General features: G+C 35.3%; 22 protein-coding genes. 16 read left to right on the top strand and 6 right to left on the bottom strand.

The genetic code is table 11. The features are described 5' to 3' along the window. The first annotated feature begins 112 nt into the window (after positions 1-112). From ACKXGU_RS03890 to ACKXGU_RS03830, 13 genes are all read left to right on the top strand, one after another. Positions 113-1,417, top strand: a complete 1,305-nt coding sequence (locus ACKXGU_RS03890) for an asparagine synthase-related protein (protein ID WP_463466753.1) — start codon at positions 113-115, stop codon at positions 1,415-1,417. Positions 1,418-1,643: 226 nt separating this feature from the next. Then, complete coding sequence (locus tag ACKXGU_RS03885) at positions 1,644-2,702, top strand: glycosyltransferase family 4 protein (protein ID WP_463466752.1); 1,059 nt, start codon at positions 1,644-1,646, stop codon at positions 2,700-2,702. After that, positions 2,699-3,541: a sulfotransferase family protein gene (locus ACKXGU_RS03880; RefSeq protein ID WP_463466751.1), complete on the top strand. Its 843-nt coding sequence runs from the start codon at positions 2,699-2,701 to the stop codon at positions 3,539-3,541. The genes ACKXGU_RS03885 and ACKXGU_RS03880 overlap by 4 nt, the downstream gene beginning before the upstream one ends. Before the next feature lie 3 nt (positions 3,542-3,544). Next, the gene (locus tag ACKXGU_RS03875) at positions 3,545-4,720 is read left to right on the top strand and encodes a glycosyltransferase family 4 protein (RefSeq protein ID WP_463466750.1); all 1,176 of its coding nucleotides are present in this window, start codon (positions 3,545-3,547) and stop codon (positions 4,718-4,720) included. Positions 4,721-4,809: 89 nt separating this feature from the next. Beyond that, positions 4,810-5,739, top strand: coding sequence for an exostosin domain-containing protein (locus tag ACKXGU_RS03870; RefSeq protein ID WP_463466749.1), 930 nt, complete (start codon positions 4,810-4,812; stop codon positions 5,737-5,739). Further along, positions 5,729-6,571 (top strand): FkbM family methyltransferase, encoded by an 843-nt coding sequence (locus ACKXGU_RS03865; RefSeq protein ID WP_463466748.1) that lies wholly within the window; start codon positions 5,729-5,731, stop codon positions 6,569-6,571. Before ACKXGU_RS03870 ends, ACKXGU_RS03865 begins: the two co-directional genes overlap by 11 nt. Beyond that, positions 6,571-7,899 carry a glycosyltransferase family 2 protein gene (locus ACKXGU_RS03860; RefSeq protein ID WP_463466747.1) on the top strand — a complete coding sequence of 443 codons (1,329 nt, stop codon included), beginning with the start codon at positions 6,571-6,573 and terminating at the stop codon, positions 7,897-7,899. The genes ACKXGU_RS03865 and ACKXGU_RS03860 overlap by 1 nt, the downstream gene beginning before the upstream one ends. 26 nt (positions 7,900-7,925) lie before the next feature. Beyond that, complete coding sequence (locus ACKXGU_RS03855) at positions 7,926-9,005, top strand: glycosyltransferase family 4 protein (RefSeq protein ID WP_463466746.1); 1,080 nt, start codon at positions 7,926-7,928, stop codon at positions 9,003-9,005. Continuing rightward, complete coding sequence (locus ACKXGU_RS03850; RefSeq protein WP_463466745.1) at positions 9,002-10,132, top strand: glycosyltransferase; 1,131 nt, start codon at positions 9,002-9,004, stop codon at positions 10,130-10,132. The genes ACKXGU_RS03855 and ACKXGU_RS03850 overlap by 4 nt, the downstream gene beginning before the upstream one ends. Before the next feature lie 172 nt (positions 10,133-10,304). After that, positions 10,305-11,111, top strand: a complete 807-nt coding sequence (locus tag ACKXGU_RS03845) for a transglutaminase-like domain-containing protein (RefSeq protein WP_463466744.1) — start codon at positions 10,305-10,307, stop codon at positions 11,109-11,111. An 83-nt stretch (positions 11,112-11,194) separates the two neighbouring features. Beyond that, positions 11,195-12,559: an O-antigen ligase family protein gene (locus ACKXGU_RS03840; RefSeq protein WP_463466743.1), complete on the top strand. Its 1,365-nt coding sequence runs from the start codon at positions 11,195-11,197 to the stop codon at positions 12,557-12,559. Further along, positions 12,510-13,520: a glycosyltransferase family 4 protein gene (locus ACKXGU_RS03835; protein ID WP_463466742.1), complete on the top strand. Its 1,011-nt coding sequence runs from the start codon at positions 12,510-12,512 to the stop codon at positions 13,518-13,520. Before ACKXGU_RS03840 ends, ACKXGU_RS03835 begins: the two co-directional genes overlap by 50 nt. 95 nt (positions 13,521-13,615) lie before the next feature. Then, entirely contained in the window at positions 13,616-15,007 is a 1,392-nt protein-coding gene (locus tag ACKXGU_RS03830; protein WP_463466741.1) for a sugar transferase, read from the top strand. Positions 15,008-15,155: 148 nt separating this feature from the next. Here ACKXGU_RS03830 and ACKXGU_RS03825 read toward each other — a convergent pair whose 3' ends face one another. After that, complete coding sequence (locus tag ACKXGU_RS03825) at positions 15,156-16,319, bottom strand: lipoprotein N-acyltransferase Lnb domain-containing protein (protein ID WP_463466740.1); 1,164 nt, start codon at positions 16,317-16,319, stop codon at positions 15,156-15,158. Between the two features lie 9 nt (positions 16,320-16,328). After that, positions 16,329-17,399: a putative type IX sorting system protein PorV2 gene (locus ACKXGU_RS03820; protein ID WP_463466739.1), complete on the bottom strand. Its 1,071-nt coding sequence runs from the start codon at positions 17,397-17,399 to the stop codon at positions 16,329-16,331. Between the two features lie 128 nt (positions 17,400-17,527). Here ACKXGU_RS03820 and ACKXGU_RS03815 point away from each other — a divergent pair, with 128 nt between their 5' ends. Both ACKXGU_RS03815 and ACKXGU_RS03810 read left to right on the top strand, forming a co-directional pair. Beyond that, positions 17,528-18,277: a CDP-alcohol phosphatidyltransferase family protein gene (locus ACKXGU_RS03815; protein ID WP_463466738.1), complete on the top strand. Its 750-nt coding sequence runs from the start codon at positions 17,528-17,530 to the stop codon at positions 18,275-18,277. 14 nt (positions 18,278-18,291) lie between these two features. Continuing rightward, positions 18,292-19,167, top strand: coding sequence for a DUF808 domain-containing protein (locus tag ACKXGU_RS03810; protein ID WP_463466737.1), 876 nt, complete (start codon positions 18,292-18,294; stop codon positions 19,165-19,167). 17 nt (positions 19,168-19,184) lie between these two features. Here the strand turns inward: ACKXGU_RS03810 and lptB are convergent, their stop codons facing one another. The 4 genes from lptB to ACKXGU_RS03790 all read right to left on the bottom strand — a co-directional run bounded on the left by lptB (position 19,185) and on the right by ACKXGU_RS03790 (position 22,127). Next, complete coding sequence (lptB, locus tag ACKXGU_RS03805; protein ID WP_103053010.1) at positions 19,185-19,925, bottom strand: LPS export ABC transporter ATP-binding protein; 741 nt, start codon at positions 19,923-19,925, stop codon at positions 19,185-19,187. A gap of 72 nt (positions 19,926-19,997) precedes the next feature. After that, positions 19,998-20,345 carry a carboxymuconolactone decarboxylase family protein gene (locus ACKXGU_RS03800; protein ID WP_463466736.1) on the bottom strand — a complete coding sequence of 116 codons (348 nt, stop codon included), beginning with the start codon at positions 20,343-20,345 and terminating at the stop codon, positions 19,998-20,000. Next, on the bottom strand, positions 20,338-21,162 hold the full coding sequence (gene tatC, locus ACKXGU_RS03795; RefSeq protein ID WP_463466735.1) for a twin-arginine translocase subunit TatC: 825 nt from the start codon (positions 21,160-21,162) through the stop codon (positions 20,338-20,340). The genes ACKXGU_RS03800 and tatC overlap by 8 nt, the downstream gene beginning before the upstream one ends. Further along, complete coding sequence (locus tag ACKXGU_RS03790) at positions 21,162-22,127, bottom strand: KpsF/GutQ family sugar-phosphate isomerase (RefSeq protein ID WP_463466734.1); 966 nt, start codon at positions 22,125-22,127, stop codon at positions 21,162-21,164. The genes tatC and ACKXGU_RS03790 overlap by 1 nt, the downstream gene beginning before the upstream one ends. Before the next feature lie 199 nt (positions 22,128-22,326). Between ACKXGU_RS03790 and ACKXGU_RS03785 the strand changes: the two genes are divergently transcribed. Continuing rightward, positions 22,327-24,525, top strand: coding sequence for a RecQ family ATP-dependent DNA helicase (locus ACKXGU_RS03785; RefSeq protein WP_463466733.1), 2,199 nt, complete (start codon positions 22,327-22,329; stop codon positions 24,523-24,525). The last annotated feature ends 55 nt before the right edge of the window (positions 24,526-24,580 follow it).

Below are 24,580 nucleotides of genomic sequence, written 5' to 3'. Positions count from 1 at the left end.
ACTACCATTAACACATCCATAATTCCGTTCTGAACAGACCTTTGCGAAAGTCAATGAATCGCATACGCTTAATCGCGAAGCTATTTGTGTCTTTGCTGCAATCGGCTTTTTTTTGGATCAGGATACCTATTGGAATGATACGGTTGTATTGCGGCCAGGTACGGTGACACAACTCGATGCCAATGGGACTATGCTAAAAAGTGACACACGCTTTAAATGGTATCATGAGCCTCGTAACATGTCCTTTGAGACGGCAGTTGATGAGTTTTCAGAATTGTTTGAAAATATTGTCAAGACCCAAACAGGACATAATAGGGTATTGCTGCCATTGTCTGGAGGCTTGGATAGTCGTACGCAAGCAGTCGCTTTAAAATATCTAAATGCCGATGTACATGCCTATTCCTACAGCTATACAAATGGATATAAGGAACATGCTATTGGAAAGCAGATTGCTGAACGTTGTGGTTTTGATTTCGAATCATTTTTGATACCGCCTCATTATTTGTGGGATGTAATTGATGAGGTGGCAAATGTCAATGGATGCTATTCCGAGTTTACCAATCCCAGACAAGTAGCCGTCTGGGATAAATTTAAGTGTATGCGCGGTGAGTTTTCTCTTGGTCATTGGGGAGATGTATTGTTTGATAGGGGATATGCCGCAGTTGACGAAAGCTATTCTGATTTGGATATTGTTTATAAAAAACTGGTGAAGAAAGGTGGCTTAACCTTGGCCCAAAGACTATGGGAAAGTTGGAACTTGTCAGGCGATTTTGAAACTTATTTAAAACAACGGATTCGTGATTTGCTGGATAACATCGATATTAGCGACAAAAGTGCCAAAATCCGTGCTTTTAAATCGTTGTATTGGGCGCCACGATGGACTTCTGTTAGCCTTGGTTTTTTTGAGGCCATTCATGCCATTCACGTGCCTTATTACCATGATGCTATGTGCCAATTTATATGTGAAATTCCAGAAAAATATTTGGCAGATAGACAAATTCAAATAGCATATATCAAAAAACGAAATCCACAATTGGCAAAAATTGCTTGGCAAGAGCATAGACCCTATAATTTATATAATTTCCATAAAGATCAATATCCCAATAATATCCCTTATCGTCTCAAAAACAAGTTGCTACGTGAGTTTAATGGCCTTGTAGGGAAAAAATATATTCAACGCAATTGGGAACTTCAGTTTTTAGGTGAAAAAAATAATAATGAGCTTAAAAAGTATCTTTTCGATACTGAATTTTTACATTTTGCTGGAAATGATGTTGTTACGAGTATTTACCAGAAGTTTAAAAATGAGGATGCTGTTTATTATTCGCATGCTGTTAGTATGTTGTTAACGCTTTCTGTTTGGCATGGTAGGCAGAAGACTGAAGACGAGAGTCAGGAGTTAGGAGCTGGGAGTTAGAAGTTAGAAGTTAGAAGAGACCGTATTGGGCAATCTTATATTCTTGACAGAAGGAATTACCCCTCGAAATGATTTGCTGTTGCTATTCTGATATAAAATCAGTTCAAGTGGTGTATGGATTGGTTTTGATTTGTGATTTGGTTAGCTTGATATTCTGTGTTTAAAGTCCGGTATTTTAGCCTTACATTTTTATTAAAAAGTGTATTTTTGAATTTTTAGATGTCTTATGACCGAAAAAGCAAAGGTGCTATTTACAATTCCTAATTTTGATACAGCTGGGAGTCAATATGTATTGACAGCCATTATCGAAAAGTTGGATAAAAGTTTGTTTGATATTTATATCGGAGTTTTCAGGAAACCAGAGCTCATTCCGAATATTGTCCCTGAAACCCATAAGTTGTACATACCTGTGAGCGGTCATGTCTTTAAGGATGTCATTCGTTTCTCTAAAATCATAAAATCCCACAAAATTAATCTGGTGCATTCTTGGGATTATAAACCGCGTTTCGTTGAAGCGCTCTCCTGTCGTATGTTGTTTAAGCCTTATGCTTACACAAAAAAAAATGATGCCTGGTCTAAACGCTGGTTTTTAAAAAGCATGTTGTCAAAACATATAGCCTATGATCATCCTGAAATGAAGATTAAGTTTTTTAATCATGTTTTGTTAAGACATAAAATAAGTTTCATTCCACATGGTGTCAATTTAGAAAAATTTAAACCTATTGAGATACCCAAAGTAGATGAAAGTTCATTTAACCTGTGTTGTATTGGGAATATAGGCTGGAATAAAAATCAGCTATTTCTTTTGGAGCAAATAAAGAATCTACCTAATTCTATTCACTTACATCTATTTGGGAAAGCGGAACCGAACTATTTGAAACGGATGGAAGCGTATATCAATGAAAATGGTTTAGAAAAACGTGTTTTTATTAAAAATTTTGTTGAGAATAAACACTTACCAGAAGTGTTAAATACATTTGATTTATTTGTCCTAGCATCTCGAAACGAAGGTTTGCCGGTGTCAGTTCTTGAAGCATTAGCTTGTGGTGTTCCTGTTCTATGTTCAGATTCGGGAGGCGGAACCCGTTATATTTTTGAATCGGGCAAAGGTGGCCATGTATTTAGTCTGGACGCTCCGGAAACATTTAGTGACGGACTTATGAGATTTTTTAGGAATCCTTCGTATTATGAACAGAAAAAACAGGAAGCGGTTGGCTTGGCAAATAAATTTGGTGTTTTACAGGAAGTAAAGGCTTATGAAAATTTATATAAAAATATGTTGTGAGAAAATATCATAAGCATCTAGTAATATTAGGTTCTGCCCGAAGTGGCACGAGTTGGTTATCTGAAATAATCGGGTTGCAACATAGATATCGTTTACTTTTTGAGCCCGAGCATGAGTTTAATACGCCAAAAGGTAAATTGATTTGTGATCGTTTGATAACATCTGAAAATACAACCAATAACATACGACACTATTTAAAAGCTGTTTTTGCTAACAAAGTTGATTCTGATTGGATTGGGCAGTTAAGCAATAGAAAATGGAAACGACACCTTTGGCCATTGATACCTAAAAAGTTTATTATTAAGTTTGTTCGTTGCAATTTGGCAGCTGGATATTTAGCGACTGTGTTTAAAATTCCCATTCTTTTTGTTGTTAGAAACCCATATGATGTTATGGCATCCCAAAGCCGTGTAAAATTCCCTTGGCTTTATGATTTATCTTGGTTTAAAAATCAAGATGATTTATGTGATTTAATTCAAAACATCTATGGATATAACTTACGAGAGGTAAGGCACCAAACAGAATTTGAAAAACTATGTATTCGATGGTGTATTGAAAATTCAGTCCCTTTTATTGATGCTGATCAAAATTTTAAAGTCGTTAAATATGAGACAATAAAAGAGGATATAGGTGTTTTTTTAGACCTGTGCAAAGCATACGGACTAGAGCCGCTTTCTAATATCGATTCAGTTTTTTCAAGACCATCCAGTAAAACCCATAAAAAAAGTGATATTGTTACTGGTAAAACAACCCAAAGAGTGTTGAGTACGGAACAATATAAAACACTTAACACTTATTTAGATATCTTTAAGATTAATTTATACCAACGAGAACATTAGTATATGAAAGTTGCTTTGGTTTTATCATCTGCACCGGGTTATTCAGAAACCTTTTTTAATTCCTTAATCAAGGGATTGCAAGAAAACGGGCATGAAGTTTTGTTGTATACTGGTAACTCTGATTTTACGTATGAGTTTTGCAGGCATCTTAAACACCCAAAGATTCATAGAAATTTAATAGCACAGATTTTGTTGATGTTATTAAGAGGGTTAACATTATTGTTCCATATTCAAGTGGTTCGCCGTTACTTTTTACTTGAAAAAAAACAAGGAACATCTGTAAAGCGCATTTTTGAAAAAATATATTTGAATGCTGAGCTCTTGAAGTTTAAAGGTGATTGGATACATTTTGGATTTGCTACGATGGCATTGGATCGTGAATTGGTACCAAAAGCTGTTGGCGCCAAAATGGCCGTTAGCTTTAGAGGTTATGACATCAATGTTTATCCCTTAAAGTACCCAGGCTGTTACGATTTATTGTGGCAACAGGTAGATAGAATTCATAGTATTTCAAAAGATTTGTTGCATAAGGCTTATAATTTAGGATTGAATTCGAAAACGTCTGCCCAAATCATATATCCCGCGGTTAATTTGAATGATTTATCTCATTTGAAAACAATATCAAAATCCAATTCCAAATTAAAAATTGTAACGATAGCTCGTTTTAATTGGATCAAGGGGTTGGATTATTTAATGGAAGTTGCTTCTAAACTAAAGAAACGAGGAATTGATTATGAATGGTTATTAATTGGAACTGGAAGTCCTACAGAAATGGAACGCTATTTATTTGCTATCGCAAACAAGCAACTCGAGGAGTATGTTTTTCACAAAGGTGCTTGCTCGCACGAAGAAACTTTATCAATATTGAAGACCTGTGATGTTTATGTTCAAACCAGTTTAACCGAGGGTTTTTGTAATGCACTGCTGGAAGCGCAGGCATTGGGAATTCCGTGTGTGGCTTTTAACGTTGGCGGTATCCCGGAAAATGTGGAAGACAGTAAAACCGGATGGTTGATTGAGCCCTATAATACTGAAGATATGGCAACAGCCATTGAAAATCTGAATACGATGTCCATTGAAAATAAAAAAGCTATATCTGAAGTAGCAATTGCGCGCGTCCATAAGCATTTTGATCTTGAAAAACATAAACAAGCATTTAACGAGTTTTACAGATTTTGAATAAAATATATTACCCTAAGGAATTTTATAATGAGGCATTTAGATGGCATATCTTTCCATTGTTAAAACCCTTGCTAAAAGATACTGGTATGCAAAATGATTTCGTTTTGTGTCAGGAGCTAGATGAAGCGGATGTAGTCATTTTACCTATGTCGTGGAATTATTATTATCATAATCAAGGCTTGAAGGAAATCAAAAATTATCTTAAAAAAGTTAATACCAATAATAAAACACTGTTATCTATTATAGTTGGCGACCTTGGGAATAAAACTCCCAAAGATTACGAAGGTTTTGTGTTGCGAGCCAGTGGCGATAAATCTACGTTATCTAATGAACATTTAGGTATCCCCATTTTTGTAGAAGACCCTCTGAAGAAACATTACAGCAGAGATTCTATTTTTAAACGATCTTATTCTGAATTCCCAGTTATTGGATTTTGTGGTTTGGCTAATCCATTACAGGTTCAGACTTTGGTTGATATTTTGAAAGTAGGCTTTAAAAATATGCTATCAAAATTAGGATTAAATCATACAAATCCCCAAAAATTGATTTCAACTACTTATTTTCGCTACAAGATTTTAGACTGTTTGAAAAATTCAAAGCGGTTAAAAAGCAATTTTATTATCAGAGACCGCTATAGGGCAGGGGTGACAACGGATAAAGCATCTCACAAAACAACTTTGGAGTTTTATGACAACATGAAAAATTCTGATTATGTTGTCTGTATGCGTGGAGCTGGAAATTTTTCCAATAGGTTCTATGAAACATTGGCCATGGGACGCATACCTGTATTTGTGAACACGGATTGCCTGTTGCCTCTTGAAGGTAAAATTGATTGGAAGAAACATGTTGTTTGGGTTGAGTATGAAGACCGTCATGACATAGAAAACAAAATAGTTTCATTTCACCAGAAGCTTGATGAAGTGTCTTTAAATAATTTATTTGAAAGTAATAGAAGATTATGGGAAAACCACTTACAATTATTGCCTTACTTTAAAACCTTATTACATGAAATTTAAGAAAGTATTGACCGCTATTAAGCAAAAATGGACAGAACGTGACATCGTTTTAGAAACGTCGAATCTATGTGGTATTCCATTGAAAACCATTCCCGGAACCATCCGGAAAAGGACCGATCAAGATGATGCCTGGTTTTTTTACTTGGCAAAACATCACCATGTCATTTTTGATATTGGTTGTAATATAGGTTATACGACACTACTAGCAATGATTCAAAATCCGAATCGTGAGTTTGTATTGGTGGACCCGAATCCCAAAGCGCTCAACCAGGCCCATTTGAATTTGGTAAGCAATAACCTAGGATTTAAAGCCCAGTATTTCTCCGGGTTTGTTAGTGATAAGCAAGATGACACCGTAAAATTTTATACACTTGGATCAGGTGCCGCGGGAAGTATGTATGCTTCCCATGCAGAGTCAGCAGCATTAGTGAATGCGTTTACGCAGGTCAAGACGGTCACTTTAGATTTTCTATACAAGTACTATGGGTTGAAGCCTGATTTAGTAAAAATTGACGTGGAAGGCGCTGAAACTTTGGTTATGATTGGCGCTGAAACTTTGGCAAAGGAAACGCAATGTGTTTTCTTTGTTGAAATGCATACGGTTGAGAATCTGGGTATGGAAAAAGCTGGACAGCTGATGTTGGATTGGTGTCAAAAAAACAATTACAGAGCTTGGTATTTGAAAGATGCCGTTGAATTTTTAAATGCCGAAATGATTCAAGATCGTGGAAAATGTCACTTGCTTTTGCAACCAGAAAATATGGAGTATCCTGAATACCTTAAAACCATTCCTCAAAGTGCACCTTTACCAAATTCCATAAGCGGAAATTAATGCTTTTTAATTTTTTAAAATATTTACAACCCACACAGTATTTTCAATTGTTTCAAAATGATGGTAAATCTATTTTTCCAATGGCTTCATTTTTACGAAACGATTTGAAAAACCAACTTCATATTGATACTAACTATCATTCAAAATTAGCCCAAGATTATGACCTCTCTTGGCAGGCCATTTTTTCTGGTTACATTGGTGATGTGGAAACGTATAAATCATTTGAAAAGTTACCACTTGATGATGAGTACTATTTTATTAGAAAATATTTTAGTCCATTCTGGGTTTTTTATGTTTTTCTGATTCGTGTATTAGGATTCCATAATCCGTTTAAGGAATTCATGAGTTGGTTTCGAACGCGAAAAACGAAGCGCGTTTCTTTGGAAACTCAACATATTAATTACGATCGGTGGCGTGAATTCAAATCAGAATTAATATTAAATGCTCCAAAAGTTAGTGTTGTCATCCCAACGCTTAACAGATATGAGTATTTAAATGACGTTTTAAAAGATTTAGAAAAGCAGAGCTATACTAATTTTGAAGTTGTAATTGTTGATCAATCGGAACCCTATAATCCTGATTTTTATAATGATTTTGAATTAGATATCAATCTTATAAGACAAGAGGAGAAGGCTTTGTGGCTAGCCAGAAATACAGCAATCCAGTCATCTAAAGGTCAGTTTATTGCACTCTCGGAAGATGATGTCAAAATAAAGCCTGATTGGATTGAAAACCATTTAAAATGTCTTGATTTTTTTAAGAGTTCTATTTCCGCCGGGGTATTTTACCCATTAAATCAATCTTTACCTAAATCACGTTCTTTTTTTACGATAGCCTCACAATTTGCTACAGGCAATGCCATGCTTTTCAAGCATGTTTTTAAGGAAATTGGCTTGTTTGACCGTCAATTTGAGGGACAGCGTATGGGTGATGGTGAGTTTGGATTACGTGCTTGTCTACATGGAATAAAGAGTGTTTCCAATCCTTATGCTGCCTGTGTAGATGTTAAAGCGGGAACAGGTGGTTTACGTTTTATGGGAAGCTGGGATGCTTTCAGGCCGACGAACCTTTTTGCTCCGAGACCTATACCTAGCGTTCTTTATTTTTATAGAACTTATTTTGGTAAAAAAAGAAGTCAATTGGCCCTGCTAAAAATGGTGCCCTTATCGATTATGCCCTATAAGTTTAAAAATAATAAGTTCATGCTTTTAATAGGTACATTAGTTTCCATTGTTTTTGTGCCATTTGTTTTTTTTCAAGTATGTAAATCATGGCAACACTCTAGTTCCAAAATGCAAATAGGACCGCTCATACCCCAGTTAGATTGAAAGCAAACGGTAAACATATCATTCTTGTGACTTCTGAGTTTCCTCCACAACCGGGCGGGATAGGTAATCATGCCTATAATCTGGCTGAACAGTTTACCTTAAATGGTTATCAAGTGTCCGTTATAGCGGATCAACGATCTAAAAATGGCCAAGAGGAATATGAATTTGATAGGTATTTAAACTACTTGGTCCATAGGATTGCCATAAAGCAATTTCGACCAATGATGTATATTAATCGATTTGTGAAGTTAATAAAGTATATTAAAAATGCCGAAGTTGTTATTGCTTCAGGTAAATTTTCATTGTGGATGGTGGCGACTTGTAGCTTTTTCTATTCCAAAAAGTATCTGGCTGTAATTCATGGTAGTGAAGTAAACTTTAAAAATGAATACCTTAAAAAAAGTATCGATTATGCGTTAAAAAGGTTTCATCACATTATTGCAGTTTCAAATTACACTAAATCCCTAGTGAATTATTTGAATGTAGAAATATCTGTTATTCCAAATGGTTTTGATTCCAAAAAATGGCGATTGGATGTCAAAGAGGCCCAAGAAGTAATGGGGGATCCAAAACTCGTTACTGTAGGCAATGTGACATCTAGGAAAGGTCAATTACATGTTATCAAACATCTTCCAGTACTGAAAAAAGTATTCCCCAATATTCATTATCATTGCGTAGGTTTAAAAACACAAGCAAGTCAATTTGTTTCAGAAGCTTTGCGTTTAGGTGTAGATGCTCATGTGAGTTTCCATGGCAGAATTGACGATAATAAACTACAAAGTATTTTGTTGTCTTCGGATATTTTTGTGATGTTGAGTAAGGAAACCCAAACTGGTGATGTTGAGGGTTTTGGAATTGCCGTTATTGAAGCAAACGCATTAGGTCTTCCAGCAATTGGTTCTCAAAAAAGTGGTTTGCAAGATGCCATTAACAATCATGTAACCGGTGTTATTGTTGATCCAGATGACCCAGATGATTTTTTGTATGCCATTCAGGAGATATTGAAGCGTTATGCTGAATTTAGTAAGGCATCCAAGCAGTGGGCAAAAAAGCACGAATGGAGACATGTTATCGACAGGTATAAAGAAGTCATTGAAGCGCTATGAAATTAGCTATAATATCACATACGGAACATTATAAGGACTCTAAAGGAACTATTGTTGGCTGGGGTCCGACCATCAGTGAAATAAATCATTTGCTGGACGTTTTTGATACCATATATCATGTGGCCATGTTTCACGATATGGAACCACCCCCAAGTGCCCTGCCGTATGTTTCTGATAAGGTTGTTTTTGTCCCCTTACCAGCTTTAGGGGGTAAGAGCCTAACGGATAAGTTACGGTTGATTTGGAAGGCGCCTATAGTTTTAAAAATTATAGACAAGACCATACAACAAGTTGATTTTTTTCAATTTCGGGGACCTACAGGAATTGGTGTTTACGTCATTCCATTTTTGAGCATGTGTGTCAAGACGCCAGGATGGTTTAAATATGCCGGTAACTGGAATCAGAAAAATCCACCTTTGGGTTATGCTCTTCAAAGATGGTTTTTAAAACACCAATCCAGAAAAGTTACCATGAATGGACATTGGAATAAGCAACCGAGACACTGTATTACTTTTGAAAACCCATGTTTAACGGAGGGTGAATTAGTTGAAGGTAATGCTTTGGCAGGAAATAAAACTTTAGGTGGCTCGTTGACATTTTGTTATGTTGGGAGGTTGGAAAAACCAAAAGGTGTAGGGCGTATTATTCAGGCATTGACAGATTTAACAGGTGCTGAAAAACAATTGATTGACAAGGTACATTTGGTTGGGGATGGTTCTGATCTAAATTATTTTAAGGACATAGCTCAAAAATCTGGTATCAATTTTGTTTTCCATGGATTTTTGCCGCGGCGACAAGTTTTTGAAATTTATAAGAGCAGTCACTTTTTTTTAATGCCCACAACGGCTTCTGAAGGCTTTCCCAAAGCGATAGCTGAAGCTATGAATTTTGGATGCTTGCCTGTGGTGTCAAATATTTCCTCAATTGGACAGTACATCAAAGACAGGGAAACAGGTTACTGTTTAACTGATGTAACAGCTTTAGGCTTAAAAACCGTTGTAAGAGAACAACTATTGCATATTGATAGTCAGCAGTTTCGTTCTATTTTACAGAACCAACGTTCGATTGTTAAGAAGTTTAGTTTTCATCATTACAACAACCGAATTAAAACTGAAATTATTAACTAAAAATAAAGTAATCCAGTTATAAAAATTGATATCTTCTTTATTTTAAATAATTTACTATTTAGTAAAGCATAAGGGGATAATCTTTTTGTTAAAAGTGATTATTTTAAAATAATTCAGCTATTAAAAAATAAAATGATATTTTTAACCAAATTAAAAAATTGTTAACTTATTAATGTTACTTAAAAAACTTCGTTGGACATTAAAGCGTCACCCTTTTTTATATTTGTCCCGATTTAGATTATTATCTGAAAATTCTAATGAGGATGACATTGCCACGATTTCTTATAACGATTGGAATAAGAAAGAGGACATTCCTGATTTTTTTTATAAGATCAACGATAAAGTTTTTGAAGATGGTAAACCCGAATCGGATTTTGAACTTGTGTTGAAATTATCATCTTGGTTGTACAATAACACCAATACGGGATCAGGTTTAAGTAAGCCTTCTGATAAAACTTTGGAGACCATGATATATGGCAAAGGCGGTGTTTGCAGTGATATGGTACAAATTTTTAATAATTTTTGTGTCATTAATGACATTAAGGTTCGCGAATGGGGAACTACGAGTGCGCCTTTCAATAGAGAAAATGGTGGACATTCGTTTAATGAAGTATACATTGATAGCTTAAATAAATGGGTATTTATTGATCCATCTTGGTGTATGTTGTTTTATGATGTGTCCAATCAGCCATTGTCAGTCGTTGAGGTATATAAATTGGTGAGATCTGGAGATGTTGTTCAGTATAAATCTTTTATATCTGGAAAAGAGATAGATGTTAACCAAGTAAATAAGAATTATTTAAACCCTGATGTTACCCCTTTTTTAATATGTGCCTACAGAAACAAAGTCTATGATCGTTATTTGAAACTAGCTAGACCTTATATTCCTGTTTTTATCATTCATTTTTTTCTGTACCTCTCTGGTAGAAGCTACTTCTATAAATTCCCATTGGATGATTATAAGCGCATATTTGCTTAAAGGTCTTTTATGTGCCATTTAAGCTGAATAGTCAAATGTTGAAGTAATTTGTAAACGGCTTTGAGCTAATAAAATATAAAACTTTGAAAACCAATATTACCTACATCAGTGCCATTGTATTTCATGCGGTTATAGGAATGTTGATTTATTTCAATGAAATTCTTGCTAAAGTCTACTTTTTTGCGGCCCTTTTTTATTGGCTATATAGGGTAATTATGGTTACAAATTCTCAAAAAACATTTGAGGTTTTAAAAGCTTCGGCCTATTTTGTTGGTTTGGAGGTTTTGATGCGCACTACCAGTGGATCTGTTTCCTATGAAGCATCCAAATATTTGGTCATGCTTTTTATGATGTTGGGCATGTTCTATAAAGGTATTTCAGGTAAAGCTTATCCTTATTTTATTTACTTAATGTTTTTAATTCCGTCGATTTTCGTAGCCTCGACCACGTTAAGTTTTGATGCCAACTTCAGAACCAATATTGCTTTTGTATTGAGTGGTCCTGTTTGTTTGGGGATTGCTGCACTCTATTGTTACGATAAAAAAGTGAGTTTTAAACAAATCAATATGATTTTGTTATTTGTACTGCTGCCGGTTATAGCTCATATGAGTTATAATTCATTTTATACACCTGACCTTAAAGAGATTATAACTAGTACGGCATCAAACAAAGCTGCTTCTGGAGGTTTTGGGGCCAATCAGGTAGCTACAGTTTTTGGTTTGGGTATGTTTGTGTTGGCTGTTCGATTTTTTATATTGTCGCCCACCATTGGGTTGAAAATTTTAAATATTAGTCTTTTTTCATTTTTGAGCTTTAGGGCTTTAGTAACATTAAGTAGAGGAGGTATTTTTGCGGCTATTATAGGAGTCATTGCATTTTTGGTTGTGTTTTATGGTTATGTTAATGAAAGAAAAAGGAACAGTCTCATTCAGCTTTTCGGATTGTTCTGTTTCAGTATTTTTGCTATTTGGATATATTCTTCCTTGCAAACCAATGGTATGTTGGAAAAACGATATGCCAATGAAGATTCGTTAGGTAGAAAAAAAGCAGATATATCTACTGGTCGAGCCGAACTATTTATAGATGAAATTGAAGGCTTTATGTCCAATCCATTTTTTGGAATTGGATCTAGCCGTGCCAAAGATCAACGGATAGAGGAAATAGGTCAGGGGGTAATATCCCACAATGAAATAAGTAGAACATTGGCCGAGCATGGTTTTTTTGGTGTTGTAATCTTAATCATTTTGATTTTTAAGCCGTTATATTACCGCTCCCAAAACAAGAAGAATGTCTATTTTTATGCGTTTATATGCCTTTGGTTTGCTACTATTAACCATTCAGGCATGCGAATAGCTATGCCTGCTTTTATGTATGCGCTTGCTTTATTGAATGTCACAAATGAAAAATATCCTGTACATAGGAAACAACTTAAACCACAAGCAATCTAATGTTTCAGCTATTGCTGTTTTGGGGCCTTTATTGGAAGAAGCTGGTTATGAATTAAGGTATGCTTCTTCAAAGTCTAATAAGGCTTTAAGACTTTTAGATATGATTTGGGCTTCTTTATTATCTTTTAGGAAAAGCGATTGTGTTTTAATTGATACTTACAGTACTCAAAATTTTTACTTTGCCTTTGTAATTAGTCAATTGTGTAGATTATTGAGCCTAGATTATATTCCTATTCTTCACGGTGGTAACCTTGAGCAAAGATTACAACAGTCGCCAAGATTATCTTCCTTAATTTTTAAATATTCTAAAATCAATGTGGCTCCGTCACCGTTTATAAAATCGGTTTTTGAGAGATATGGTTATTTAAACCTAACTTTAATACCCAATACATTAAATTTAAAAAACTATCCATTCAATCATAGGCCAATAGAAAAGATAAAAATACTTTGGGTACGATCTTTTTCTAGTATTTACAATCCTTTACTAGCTGTCAAAATTCTCAAGCTTTTAATTGACAAAGGTTATGAAACTGACTTATGCATGATTGGTCCTGATACAGGAGATGGTAGCTATAAAAAAACTCAAGAATTGGCAAAAAAACTGACTGTAGATATAACCTTTACGGGTAAGTTAACTAAAGCTGAATGGATCCATTTGGCAAGAAACTATAATGTATTCATCAATACAACAAACTTTGATAATATGCCTGTCAGTGTTATTGAAGCAATGGCTTTGGGTTTACCAGTTGTTTCAACAAATGTTGGAGGAATCCCATATTTAATCAATGATGGGCTTGATGGTTTATTGGTTCATCCGAATAATGAAAATGTTTTTGTAGATGCTATTTTGAGACTTCAATCTCAACCTGACTTGACTAAAAATATTAGCCACAATGCACGAAATAAAATTGAACAGTATGATTGGAGTTTTATAAAACAAAAATGGTTTGAAATACTGTAATTATCATGAGACGGATGTTACTTTTGTTTACATATATCGATACACGTGATGTCTATCTAAGTAATTATCTTTACATTTAACATTTTATTAATAAAATGGCTGGCCAAGACATACACTTTAATATTTCTGAACGTAAGATACTATTGCGTATCATGGATGTATTATGTACACTCTCTGGGCTTTATTGGGTTGGTTATGGATTTGACTTTGATTATTTTGCTGTAACAAAGGAGAACTGGACATGGGTATTGGTGCTCATACTCTATATTTCAGTATTTGGAACTGTTTTTGAACTCTATGATTTACAGAAAGCAGGTAGGTTGGAATCGGTACTGCCCAATATTATTCTTACAGTATCCATCACGGTTCTGTTTTATTTATTGACGCCATGGTTTACACCGTTATTGCCAGACAATCGTTTGCAAATTCTCTATTTCTATTTAGCCATATTGATTTCAATAAGTATTTGGCGGTTTGTTTATATGACACTTATAACCTCACCAAGATTTTATAAAAAAGTCTTGATTGTTGGAGAAATTTCTAATATTGAAACGATTGTTGAGGCATTTAAGAACTCTGACCCAAACTATAAAATTGTTGGGTTTATCAATTGTGAGGAAACACTACCAAACGGTGTTAAATATAAAGGGATTAAAGAGTACAGTCCTGAAGAAATCCATAGTGTTATAAAAGAAGAAAGTATCTCTGAAATTATCGTGGCCAGTTACAACGCAGAAACGATTACTTCAGAAATTTATCATGATTTAATTGTGCTTTTAGAGCGTGGATTTCCTATTAAAGAATACACCCAAGTTTATGAAGACATAACTTATAGAGTCCCTGTACAGTTTGTGGGTAAGGATTTTTACAAGTATTTTCCTTTTAGTAGGAGCAACCAAAACAAACTTTATTTATTCTTTCATAGGTTATTTGATCTATTGTTTTCTTTAGTTGGTGTCATGATAGGAATGTTACTTATTCCATTCATATTTATAGGAAACTTCATGGCCAACAAAGGGCCATTATTCTATTTTCAAGAACGAGTTGGTAAGAACGGTGAAGTTTTTAATATTATTAAATTCAGAACCATGGTTGTAAACGCTGAAAAAGAAGGGGCTGTTTGGGCAACAAAAAATGATCATCGGGTAACGCCTTTTGGTAAGTTTTTAAGACGGTCTAGATTTGATGAAATACCACAATTCTTGAATATTCTCAAAGGTGATATGAGTTTAATTGGTCCACGACCAGAGCGGCCCTATTTTGTAAAAGAACTCTCGCAAGTCATACCATTTTATGAAACCCGACATATCATCAAACCCGGACTAACGGGTTGGGCGCAGGTTAAAGTAAGATATGGATCAACAGTGGAGGATAGTTTGCTAAAACTACAGTATGATTTATACTATATCAAACACAGAAGTTTCTTTTTGGATGCGAACGTCATTATAAAGACCTTGAGCACGATGGTGTTTTTTAGGGGGCAGTGATAAGTTGTAGTTGGTAGTTGGTAAGAAGTAGTAGGCAGTATTCAGTAAGCAGTGACAGTTAACAGTTGTGGCTGGAGCCTGATGCTCTCGAAGGTATCGATTTGAGGACGTTAAGGATCGAGTAGGCTTTAGTTGTAGAGGGTAGTAATTAGTGGGTACTTTTCTTGATATATACAATTAGAAAAACATAACGAACAGTAATTGCTATTAAAAGCGGGATGAGCGCATAAGCAAAAACCTGAATTCCAACTAACCAATGAAATACTAATAAACACATCATAATAACTAAAAACTTCAAAAATTTAATTATCCAAGGTTTAGGTTGCTTTAATTTCCAAATAAGGACAAGATTCAATGGGAATGCCCACAGGAGGTTGTAATTTTGAGCTGTGGCAGTATGGTCAGTTGCAAACCATAGCAATAGCAGAAAGATCCCAATGAACCCAGAAAGTAGAAATATCATAACATCCAAATAATGACTGCGTTTTTGCTTAACGTAATCACGATATGTCATGAATATTATTATAATTGCTAGAATACTAAATACAAATAAGGGACTGCCAAAAAAAATATTTTTTTCTGGTGTCGTTCGATGTTTGTAGATAGGGGATTCTTTTTGTACCAATTTCTCTGAAGAGTTAATTGTGGCTAGCCCAAAAAATGTGTGTATGTATTTCGGTAAAAACATATAATCTTCAGCTTTGGCAGTTTGATCTATTACAGATCCTAATGCAATATCAATGCCTACACTGCCCCAGGAATTATAATTGAGATTTTCTTGAATAAGTGTTCTAAATGATTTGGGTTCAAAATTATCGGGCTCATGAAAGGTAATATTATCAACAACAGATACTTGTAAGACATCTTTTATTTTAGTAGCACAATTATCATAGAAGAAATCATACAAATAATTTCGGTTTTCGGGTTTGTAATTATTTATTAAATAATGATACAAGGTTTGTTTTTCATTCAGTGTGAGATTAAGCACTTGTTCGTAAATGGACCTATTTTGCCACATATAAAAGTCCTTTATGTCACGATAATTACTTTTTCCAATAGAATAATTAAGCTTGCCTCTAGCAAAATTTAAATAGAAACCAGGTTCGTCAAATGGAAATCGACCATAATCGTAAGTAATGTCCAGGCGGGTGGTAGGATCTTGAATCCTGAATAAACTATGACCAAAAGCATCGTTCAATGATGTGCCTGGTCCAATGGTTAAGACACTAATTTGTGCCTGTTCCGATAAATTTTGTGCAAAAGTTAACTGTGTGAATATAAAAGCTATTAAGAATCGTAACTGTATTTGCATGAGATTAATTTATCTAAAAATACTGAAATCGAGTTTGAGTGAAAATACATTGGAATAGATAGCAACACTTTGGTCTCCAATATCTGTAAAGGCATAATCAACTTGAATGCCCTTATATTTGAAGCCCACACCCATGGTAGGTTGAAAAGACAGGGATTCATTATTGTCAATTTGTAACTCATTTTGAAAATTACCAACACCTGTTCTTAAGAACACCATATCCAGATAACCAAATTCCAAGCCCAAAGCAGGTGTTATGCTGGCAAAGGATGTGGAAATAATATCATTGTTCTCCTCAAAACGGACATTCAGATCCAGTTCGGCTAAAAGGGAATAATCATAGCGGATAATAAACTTTTTCGCAACGCCAATTTGAAGTTTTGGGATAGTAATTTCGGTAGTTTCTGGCAATTCTTGATTTTGACCTTCAACAGCATTTTGAATCGTTACAAATTCATCTTCATCAATAGCCCAAGCATTGAAAGTTGTGGTGATATCTCTGGCCATGATACCAAATTTCCACTCGTTACGCGTTTCAAACTGAATGGCTGCATCCAACCCAAATCCCCACGAGGAAGCAAAGTCACCAATAACACGTCTAATGACCTTGGCATTGATACCATAGTTCAGACCATCCAGCGGTAAGGTTCTGGCATAAGAAAACGTGACGCCATAATCAGCAGTTGAGAACAGGCTAATGCGATCGTAATTAATATTTCCCTGATCATCTATTAATTGGGTTGTATTCAAAATGTCATCAACGGCAAAGCGAATGATGGAAATCCCAACTGAACTTCGCTTGTCAATGGGCATGGCAAACCCTATGTAGTCGTAGTTGGCAATATTGGCAAAATAACTGGAATGCATAAGTGCAATTTGCTTATCTTCAATGTGCACTAAACCGGCAGGGTTCCAATACCCTGAATTCACATCAGCTGAATGGGCTACAACGGCATTACTCATTCCTAACGCTGCCGCATCAACACCAATATTCATGAATTCATTGGAGTACTTCCTGACTGTTCGACTGAATATCGTTACCGATATCAGCAATAGTGTTGAAGTTAGTAATGCTTTCAAATACAATTCTTTTTTGCAAAGATGCTATTATTTTTCAATATAATAAACTTGAAAATTAATGACTTATTGCGTGTTGATTGTTTTAGACGCAAATAGTTTACTATTTTTACAAAACCTAAAAGAAAAGTATGAAGAAACATATTCCTAATGTCATAACCTTATTGAATTTATTTTCAGGTTGTATTGCGGTTATATTGGTTTTGTCAAATGATTTTGTGTTAGCAGCTTGTTTTGTTTTTTTAGGGATATTCTTTGATTTTTTTGATGGCTTAATTGCTAGAAAATTGAATGCGCAAAGTGCACTGGGTATTCAATTGGATTCATTGGCTGATATGGTCACCAGTGGCTTGGTACCAGGTCTAGTGATGTATAAATTATTGGAATTAGCCGGACCACAATGGCATGACTTTGGTTACAATCAAACAGTTGGATTTGAATTTTCAAACCCTGAATTTCACCTGCTTTTACCATTAATAGGCTTGTCAATTCCTTTAGCTTCAGCTTATAGGTTGGCCAAATTTAATATTGATGAAGACCAGCAAACCTATTTTAAAGGCTTACCAACTCCAGCAAATGCCATATTGATATTGTCTTTTCCTTTGATTATGGAGTTTCAGAATAACGATTTAATCAATGCCACTATCACCAATGGCTGGTTTTTGGTTAGTTTGACCATTTTGAGTTGCTTTTTGTTAAATGCGCCAATCAAATTATTTTCTCTAAAGTTTAAGACTTGGGATTTCAATTCCAATACTATGCGATATCTATTTATTATTTTGTGTGTGATACTGCTAATTGTATTGCAATTTGCAGCAATCCCTTTAATCATAATGACCTATATTTTATTGTCCTTACTTTCACAAAAGACAATTGTTTAATCTAAATTTAATTTATGGCTTCTGGTTTTTTTGCATTGTTGGATGATATTGGTGCCTTAATGGACGATGTTGTGGTTATGAGTAAGGTAACAACCAAAAAAACGGCTGGTATTTTAGGTGACGACCTTGCGGTTAATGCTGAAAAAGCTTCTGGATTTATGTCGTCCAGAGAATTACCTGTTTTATGGGCTATAACCAAAGGATCTTTTTTAAATAAGCTCATTATTTTACCTATTGCTTTTTTATTGAGCGCTTTTCTACCGCCCGCAGTTACAGTCATTTTAGTTATCGGAGGCATTTATTTAGCGTTTGAAGGAGCTGAAAAAATCTATGAGTTTCTAGTGCCGCATAAGCCTGTTGAAGATAATCAGGTTTCTGCTCAAATGTCCAAAGAAGCTGTTCTTGAAATTGAAAAGAAAAAAGTGAAATCGGCTATTCTCACTGATTTTATCTTGTCAGTTGAAATTGTAATTATTGCTTTGGGAACAGTTGTGGAGCAGGAGTTGCTTTTTCAAATACTGGTTGTTTCCATTGTTGCCATTATTGCTACAGTTGGGGTATATGGTATTGTGGCATTATTGGTGCGTATGGATGATTTTGGGTTGTGGTTAGTAAGCAAAAATGAAGAAAGTAAGGGGTTTCTTTATAGGACAGGTAATTTATTGGTAAGAGCTCTGCCTTGGGTTATTAAAAGCCTATCTGTTATTGGAACCATTGCGCTATTATTGGTAGCTGGCGGTATTTTTGTTCATAACATAGAATTTTTACATCATGTGTTGGAATCCTGGCCCGGTATTTTAAGGGATTTTGTAATAGGCCTAGGAGTTGGTTTAATTGCTCTTATACTGTTTAAAGGAATTAAACTTCTGATAAAAGCAATTAAGAAATAGAGGCCTTAAAAGATTAATTAATCCCGTATCTTCTTTTTGCGAAGCTCAAAATTTTGACCAAGATAAACCTTACGTACCATTTCATCATTGGCTAACTCTTCAGGTTCTCCAGCTTTAAGAATACTACCTTCAAACATTAAGTAGGTTCTATCGGTAATTGCCAGAGTTTCTTGTACATTATGATCGGTTATAAGAATACCAATATTTTTTTTGGTTAGTTGGGCCACAATACGTTGAATATCTTCAACAGCTACAGGGTCCACACCTGCGAATGGTTCATCGAGTAAAATAAAATTGGGATCTGTAGCTAAAGCTCGTGCAATTTCTGTTCGTCTTCGCTCACCACCAGACAACAAATCACCACGATTCTTGCGAATATGTCCTAAACTAAACTCTTCAATAAGTGATTCCATTTTAAGGTGCTGCTCTTTCTTGCTTAATTTAGTCAGCTGCAGTACGCTTAAGATGTTATCCTCAATACTTAACTTTCTAAAAACAGATGCTTCCTGAGCTAAATATCCTATGCCACTTTGTGCGCGTTTGTACATGGGGAATTTCGTGATATCCGTATTCTCTAAATAAATAGTGCCTCCATTGGGTTTAATCAACCCAACAATCATATAAAACGACGTGGTTTTACCGGCACCATTTGGTCCTAAAAGCCCAACAATTTCCCCTTGGTTTACTTCCAAAGAAACATCTTTAACAACCTTTCGGCCGTTATAAGATTTCATCAAATGTTCTGCTTTTAATTTCATTTTATAGTACTCTTGGCTAAAATAGTAAAATAGGATAGACTATTCGAAAATCCGTTTTAATTTAAATAAAGTTTAACGCTGTTGTTCCAGTGCATCCCAAAATTCGTAGGCTCTACGCAAATGCGGAATAACGATGGTACCGCCAACAAGTGTAGCGATACTTAAAGACTCTACCACTTCCTCTTTGCTCAAACCTTCCTTATAGCAATTCTCAAGGTGATACCTGATACAATCGTCACAACGTAACACAGCTGAAGCTACCAATCCTAAAAGCTCTTTGGTTTTGACATCCAATGCGCCAGCTTGATAGGCATTCGTATCTAAATTGAAAATTCGCTTGATAATTTTGTTGTTATCTCCCAGGATTTTATCATTCATTTTAGAACGATAATCATTAAATTCTTTGACGATATCAGACATGTTTTTCCTTTGTTTTTTGTTTTTTGACAACCAGTTTAGAGATGTAAATACTCACTTGATATAGTATTAAAATTGGAATAGCCACGATAATTTGACTGGTAATGTCTGGTGGTGTGATAATGGCAGACAATATCAATACAATGACCAAGGCAAACTTTCGATATTTTTTCAAAATTTGAGGGGTTACCAATCCAATTTTTGTCAAAAAGTATATGACAATTGGTAATTCAAAAATGAAACCTGAAGCCAATGATGATGATCGTACAAGCGATATGAACGAACTGATATCTATTTCATTGGATATTTCTGCACTCACGGTATAGGTTCCCAAGAAATTAATGGATAACGGTGTCACTACGTAATAACCAAACAATACACCTAAAAAGAATAAAAAGGAGGTTACGATAATAAAACCTCTTGAATGCTTTCGTTCATTCTCATGCAAGCCAGGACTAATAAAGCGCCAAAATTGATAAATAACATATGGAAAAGCAATAACCAATCCTGCATAAATGGATGTCCAGATATGAGCTGAAAACTGTCCGCCCATAGTTCGGTTTTGAATAATAAAAGGGAAAGCATCCATACAGAAGGTCGTGTCTTCTATTCCGAAGAACTGCGAAACACTGCATAGCCACTTGTAGGTAGGAAATGTCATGTGTTTGGGCCCTAGTATGATGGTATCAAAAATGAAACTTTTGAATAAAAAAGCCACTATGGCAGCAATTAAAATACCAAGAGAGGCTCTTATTAAATGCCAACGTAGGTCCTCAAGGTGATCCAGGAAAGACATCTCATTGATATTCTTTTTAGCCATTATAGAATACCTTCTTTTATTAAATCGTGTAAGTGAACAACACCAGCGTAATGGCCATCTTTTTCAACCAATAGTTGTGAAATGCCGTGAGATTCCATGACCTCTTTGGCGTCAACAGCCATGGCGTTGTAATCAATCCGTTTAGGATTTGATCCCATAATATCTTTAGCGGTTAATTTTGAGATATCCGTCGATTTATTCAACATCCTTCTTAAATCACCGTCGGTTATGATACCCACAATTTGATTGTTTTCCACAACAGCAGTAACACCCAGCATTTTTTCTGAAATCTCAACAATCACATCTTTGATGGTCGTTTCAGGATATACTGTGGGTTTTTGATTGTTGTCTGACATATCACTTACCCGTAAATACAGTTTTTTTCCCAAAGCACCACCTGGGTGGTATTTAGCAAAGTCTTTACTTGAGAATCCTCTTAATTCCAAAAGACAAACCGCCAGTGCGTCACCCATAACCAATTGGGCCGTCGTACTGGTTGTAGGTGCCAAATTATTGGGGCAGGCTTCTTTTTCTACAAATGTATTTAAAACATAATCGGCATTTTTCCCCAAAAATGATTCTGGATTACCGGTTATGGCTATCATTTTGTTTTTGGCACGCTTAATAAGCGGTACAAGCACTTTAATTTCTGGCGTATTGCCACTTTTTGAGATACATATAACCACATCATCATCTAGAATCAATCCTAAATCACCATGAATGGCATCAGCAGCATGCATAAATACGGCAGGTGTTCCAGTTGAGTTCAGGGTGGCAACTATTTTGGTCGCTATAATGGCACTCTTACCGATACCCGTAATTATGACGCGTCCTTTTGAATTATAAATGCAAGAAACAGAATCTTCAAAATCCTGATTGATAAAATTAGAAAGATTAGAAATCGACTGGCTTTCCAATTCTATTGTTTGCTTGGCTATTTCAATAATGGAATTTTGACTGTTCAAAATTTATTATTTTTTTGGGTTGATGCTTTTAAAGAATTTGTTATCTTTAATGTAATTCAAACCACCCGATTTGGGTTGGTTTTTAAAGCTACAAAGCTAACAAAAAAATAAATGTGAGTTCTCTAATACACTGCATAATTAATTAATAGCATTTTTGGTTTTGGTGTATTTGATTTTGAAAATTAATATTAAAAAGTAGATGTCTGTTATTGAAAAAGACCTGCAGGTTGCACTAAAAAAATATTTCGGATTCAGTAAGTTTAAGGGATTACAAGAAGAAGTCGTTAAAACACTATTGTCAGGTAAAAACACCTTTGTTATAATGCCTACAGGTGGTGGTAAGTCGCTTTGTTATCAATTACCTGCGCTCATGCAGGATGGCACAGCCATAATTGTATCACCTCTCATTGCACTCATGAAGAACCAAGTTGACGCTATTCGAGGTGTTTCGGATAATGAAGGTGTGGCTCATGTTTTAAACTCTTCTTTAAACAAAACTGAAATAAAAAAGGTAAAGAAGGATATCGTTGATGGTATCACCAAGTTGCTATATGTTGCTCCTGAATCCTTGACCAAGGATGAAAATGTTGAATTTCTTCGTTCTGTCAAGATTTCATTTATGGCAGTTGATGAAGCCCATTGTATTAGTGAATGGGGACATGATTTTAGACCTGAATATAGAAATTTAAGGCATATTATTGCCCGTATTGGTGACGACATTCCAATCATAGGATTAACCGCAACAGCTACCCCTAAAGTTCAGGAGGATATTCTTAAGAATTTGGGAATGACTGATGCTGTAACGTTTAAGGCCTCTTTTAATAGACCCAATTTGTTTTATGAAGTGCGCCCTAAAACAAAAAATGTTGATGCCGATATTATTCGCTTTATCAAACAAAATGAAGGTAAGTCCGGAATTGTTTACTGTTTGAGCAGAAAGCGTGTTGAGGAGTTAGCGCAAACCCTTCAGGTCAATGGTATCAAGGCCGTTCCTTACCATGCTGGATTGGATGCCAAGTCGCGAGCCAGTCATCAGGATATGTTTTTAATGGAAGATGTAGATGTTGTTGTGGCTACCATTGCATTTGGTATGGGAATTGACAAACCGGATGTGCGATTTGTTATTCATCATGATATTCCTAAAAGTATTGAAAGTTATTATCAAGAAACAGGTAGAGCGGGTCGTGATGGTGGAGAAGGTCATTGTTTGGCGTTTTACAGCTATAAGGATATTGAAAAATTAGAGAAGTTTATGTCTGGTAAACCAGTTGCTGAACAGGAGATTGGTCATGCATTGCTTCAAGAAGTTGTGGCATATGCCGAAACATCGGTTTCAAGACGAAAATTCATTCTCCATTATTTTGGGGAAGAGTTTGATAACGACACAGGTGAAGGTGGCGATATGGATGATAATATGCGGAACCCGAAAAAACAGCATGAAGCTAAAGATGATGTTCTAATTTTATTACAGACTGTTCAGGATACGAATGAAAAATATAAATCCAAAGATTTGGTAAATGTGCTGATTGGTAAGGAAAATGCCTTAATAAAATCCCATAAAACCAATGAGCAATCTTTTTTTGGAAAGGGAAAGAGCCAGTCAGATAAATATTGGATGGCGTTGATTAGGCAGGTTTTAGTTGCGGGTTATCTTAAAAAGGATATTGAATCCTACGGTGTTATTAAACTCACGACAGAAGGCGAGAACTTTTTAAAGGCCCCAGATAGCTTTATGATGACTGAAGACCACGTTTTTGATAGCGAGGCAGATGAGTCCATTGTTACAGCATCAAAAGGTGGCGGCGTGGCAGATGAGACGCTGATGAACATGCTCAAGGATTTACGAAAACGCAATGCCAAAAAATTGGGAGTGCCGCCATTCGTTATCTTTCAAGATCCTTCTTTGGAAGACATGGCTTTAAAATATCCTATTACGTTAGATGAATTAAGTAATGTGCATGGCGTTGGAGATGGTAAAGCCAAAAAATATGGAAAGGATTTTATTGAGCTTATAGCGCGTTATGTAGATGATAATGATATTGAGCGACCAGATGATATGATTGTGAAATCGACAGGTTCCAACTCGGGTTTAAAATTATACATTATTCAAAATATAGATAGAAAATTACCTTTGGACGACATTGCTTCGGCAAAAGGTATGGAAATGGCAGATTTCATTAAGGAAATGGAAGCTATTGTCTATTCGGGAACCAAATTGGATATTGATTATTGGATCCAGGATATTTTGGATGAAGACCAACAGGAAGAAATCCATGATTATTTCATGGAATCTAAAACCGATAAAATAGACGATGCCATTGAAGAGTTTGATGGTGATTATGACGATGAAGAGCTGCGTTTGTATCGCATTAAATTTATAAGCGAAGTGGCGAATTAGTTGGTAGTGGATAGTTATATATTTTAATTTTTAATCTAAAATCGTAATTCTAAAA

This window comes from Hanstruepera sp. CR43, assembly GCF_055227665.1.
This window is presented reverse-complemented; position numbering and strand designations above follow the sequence as displayed.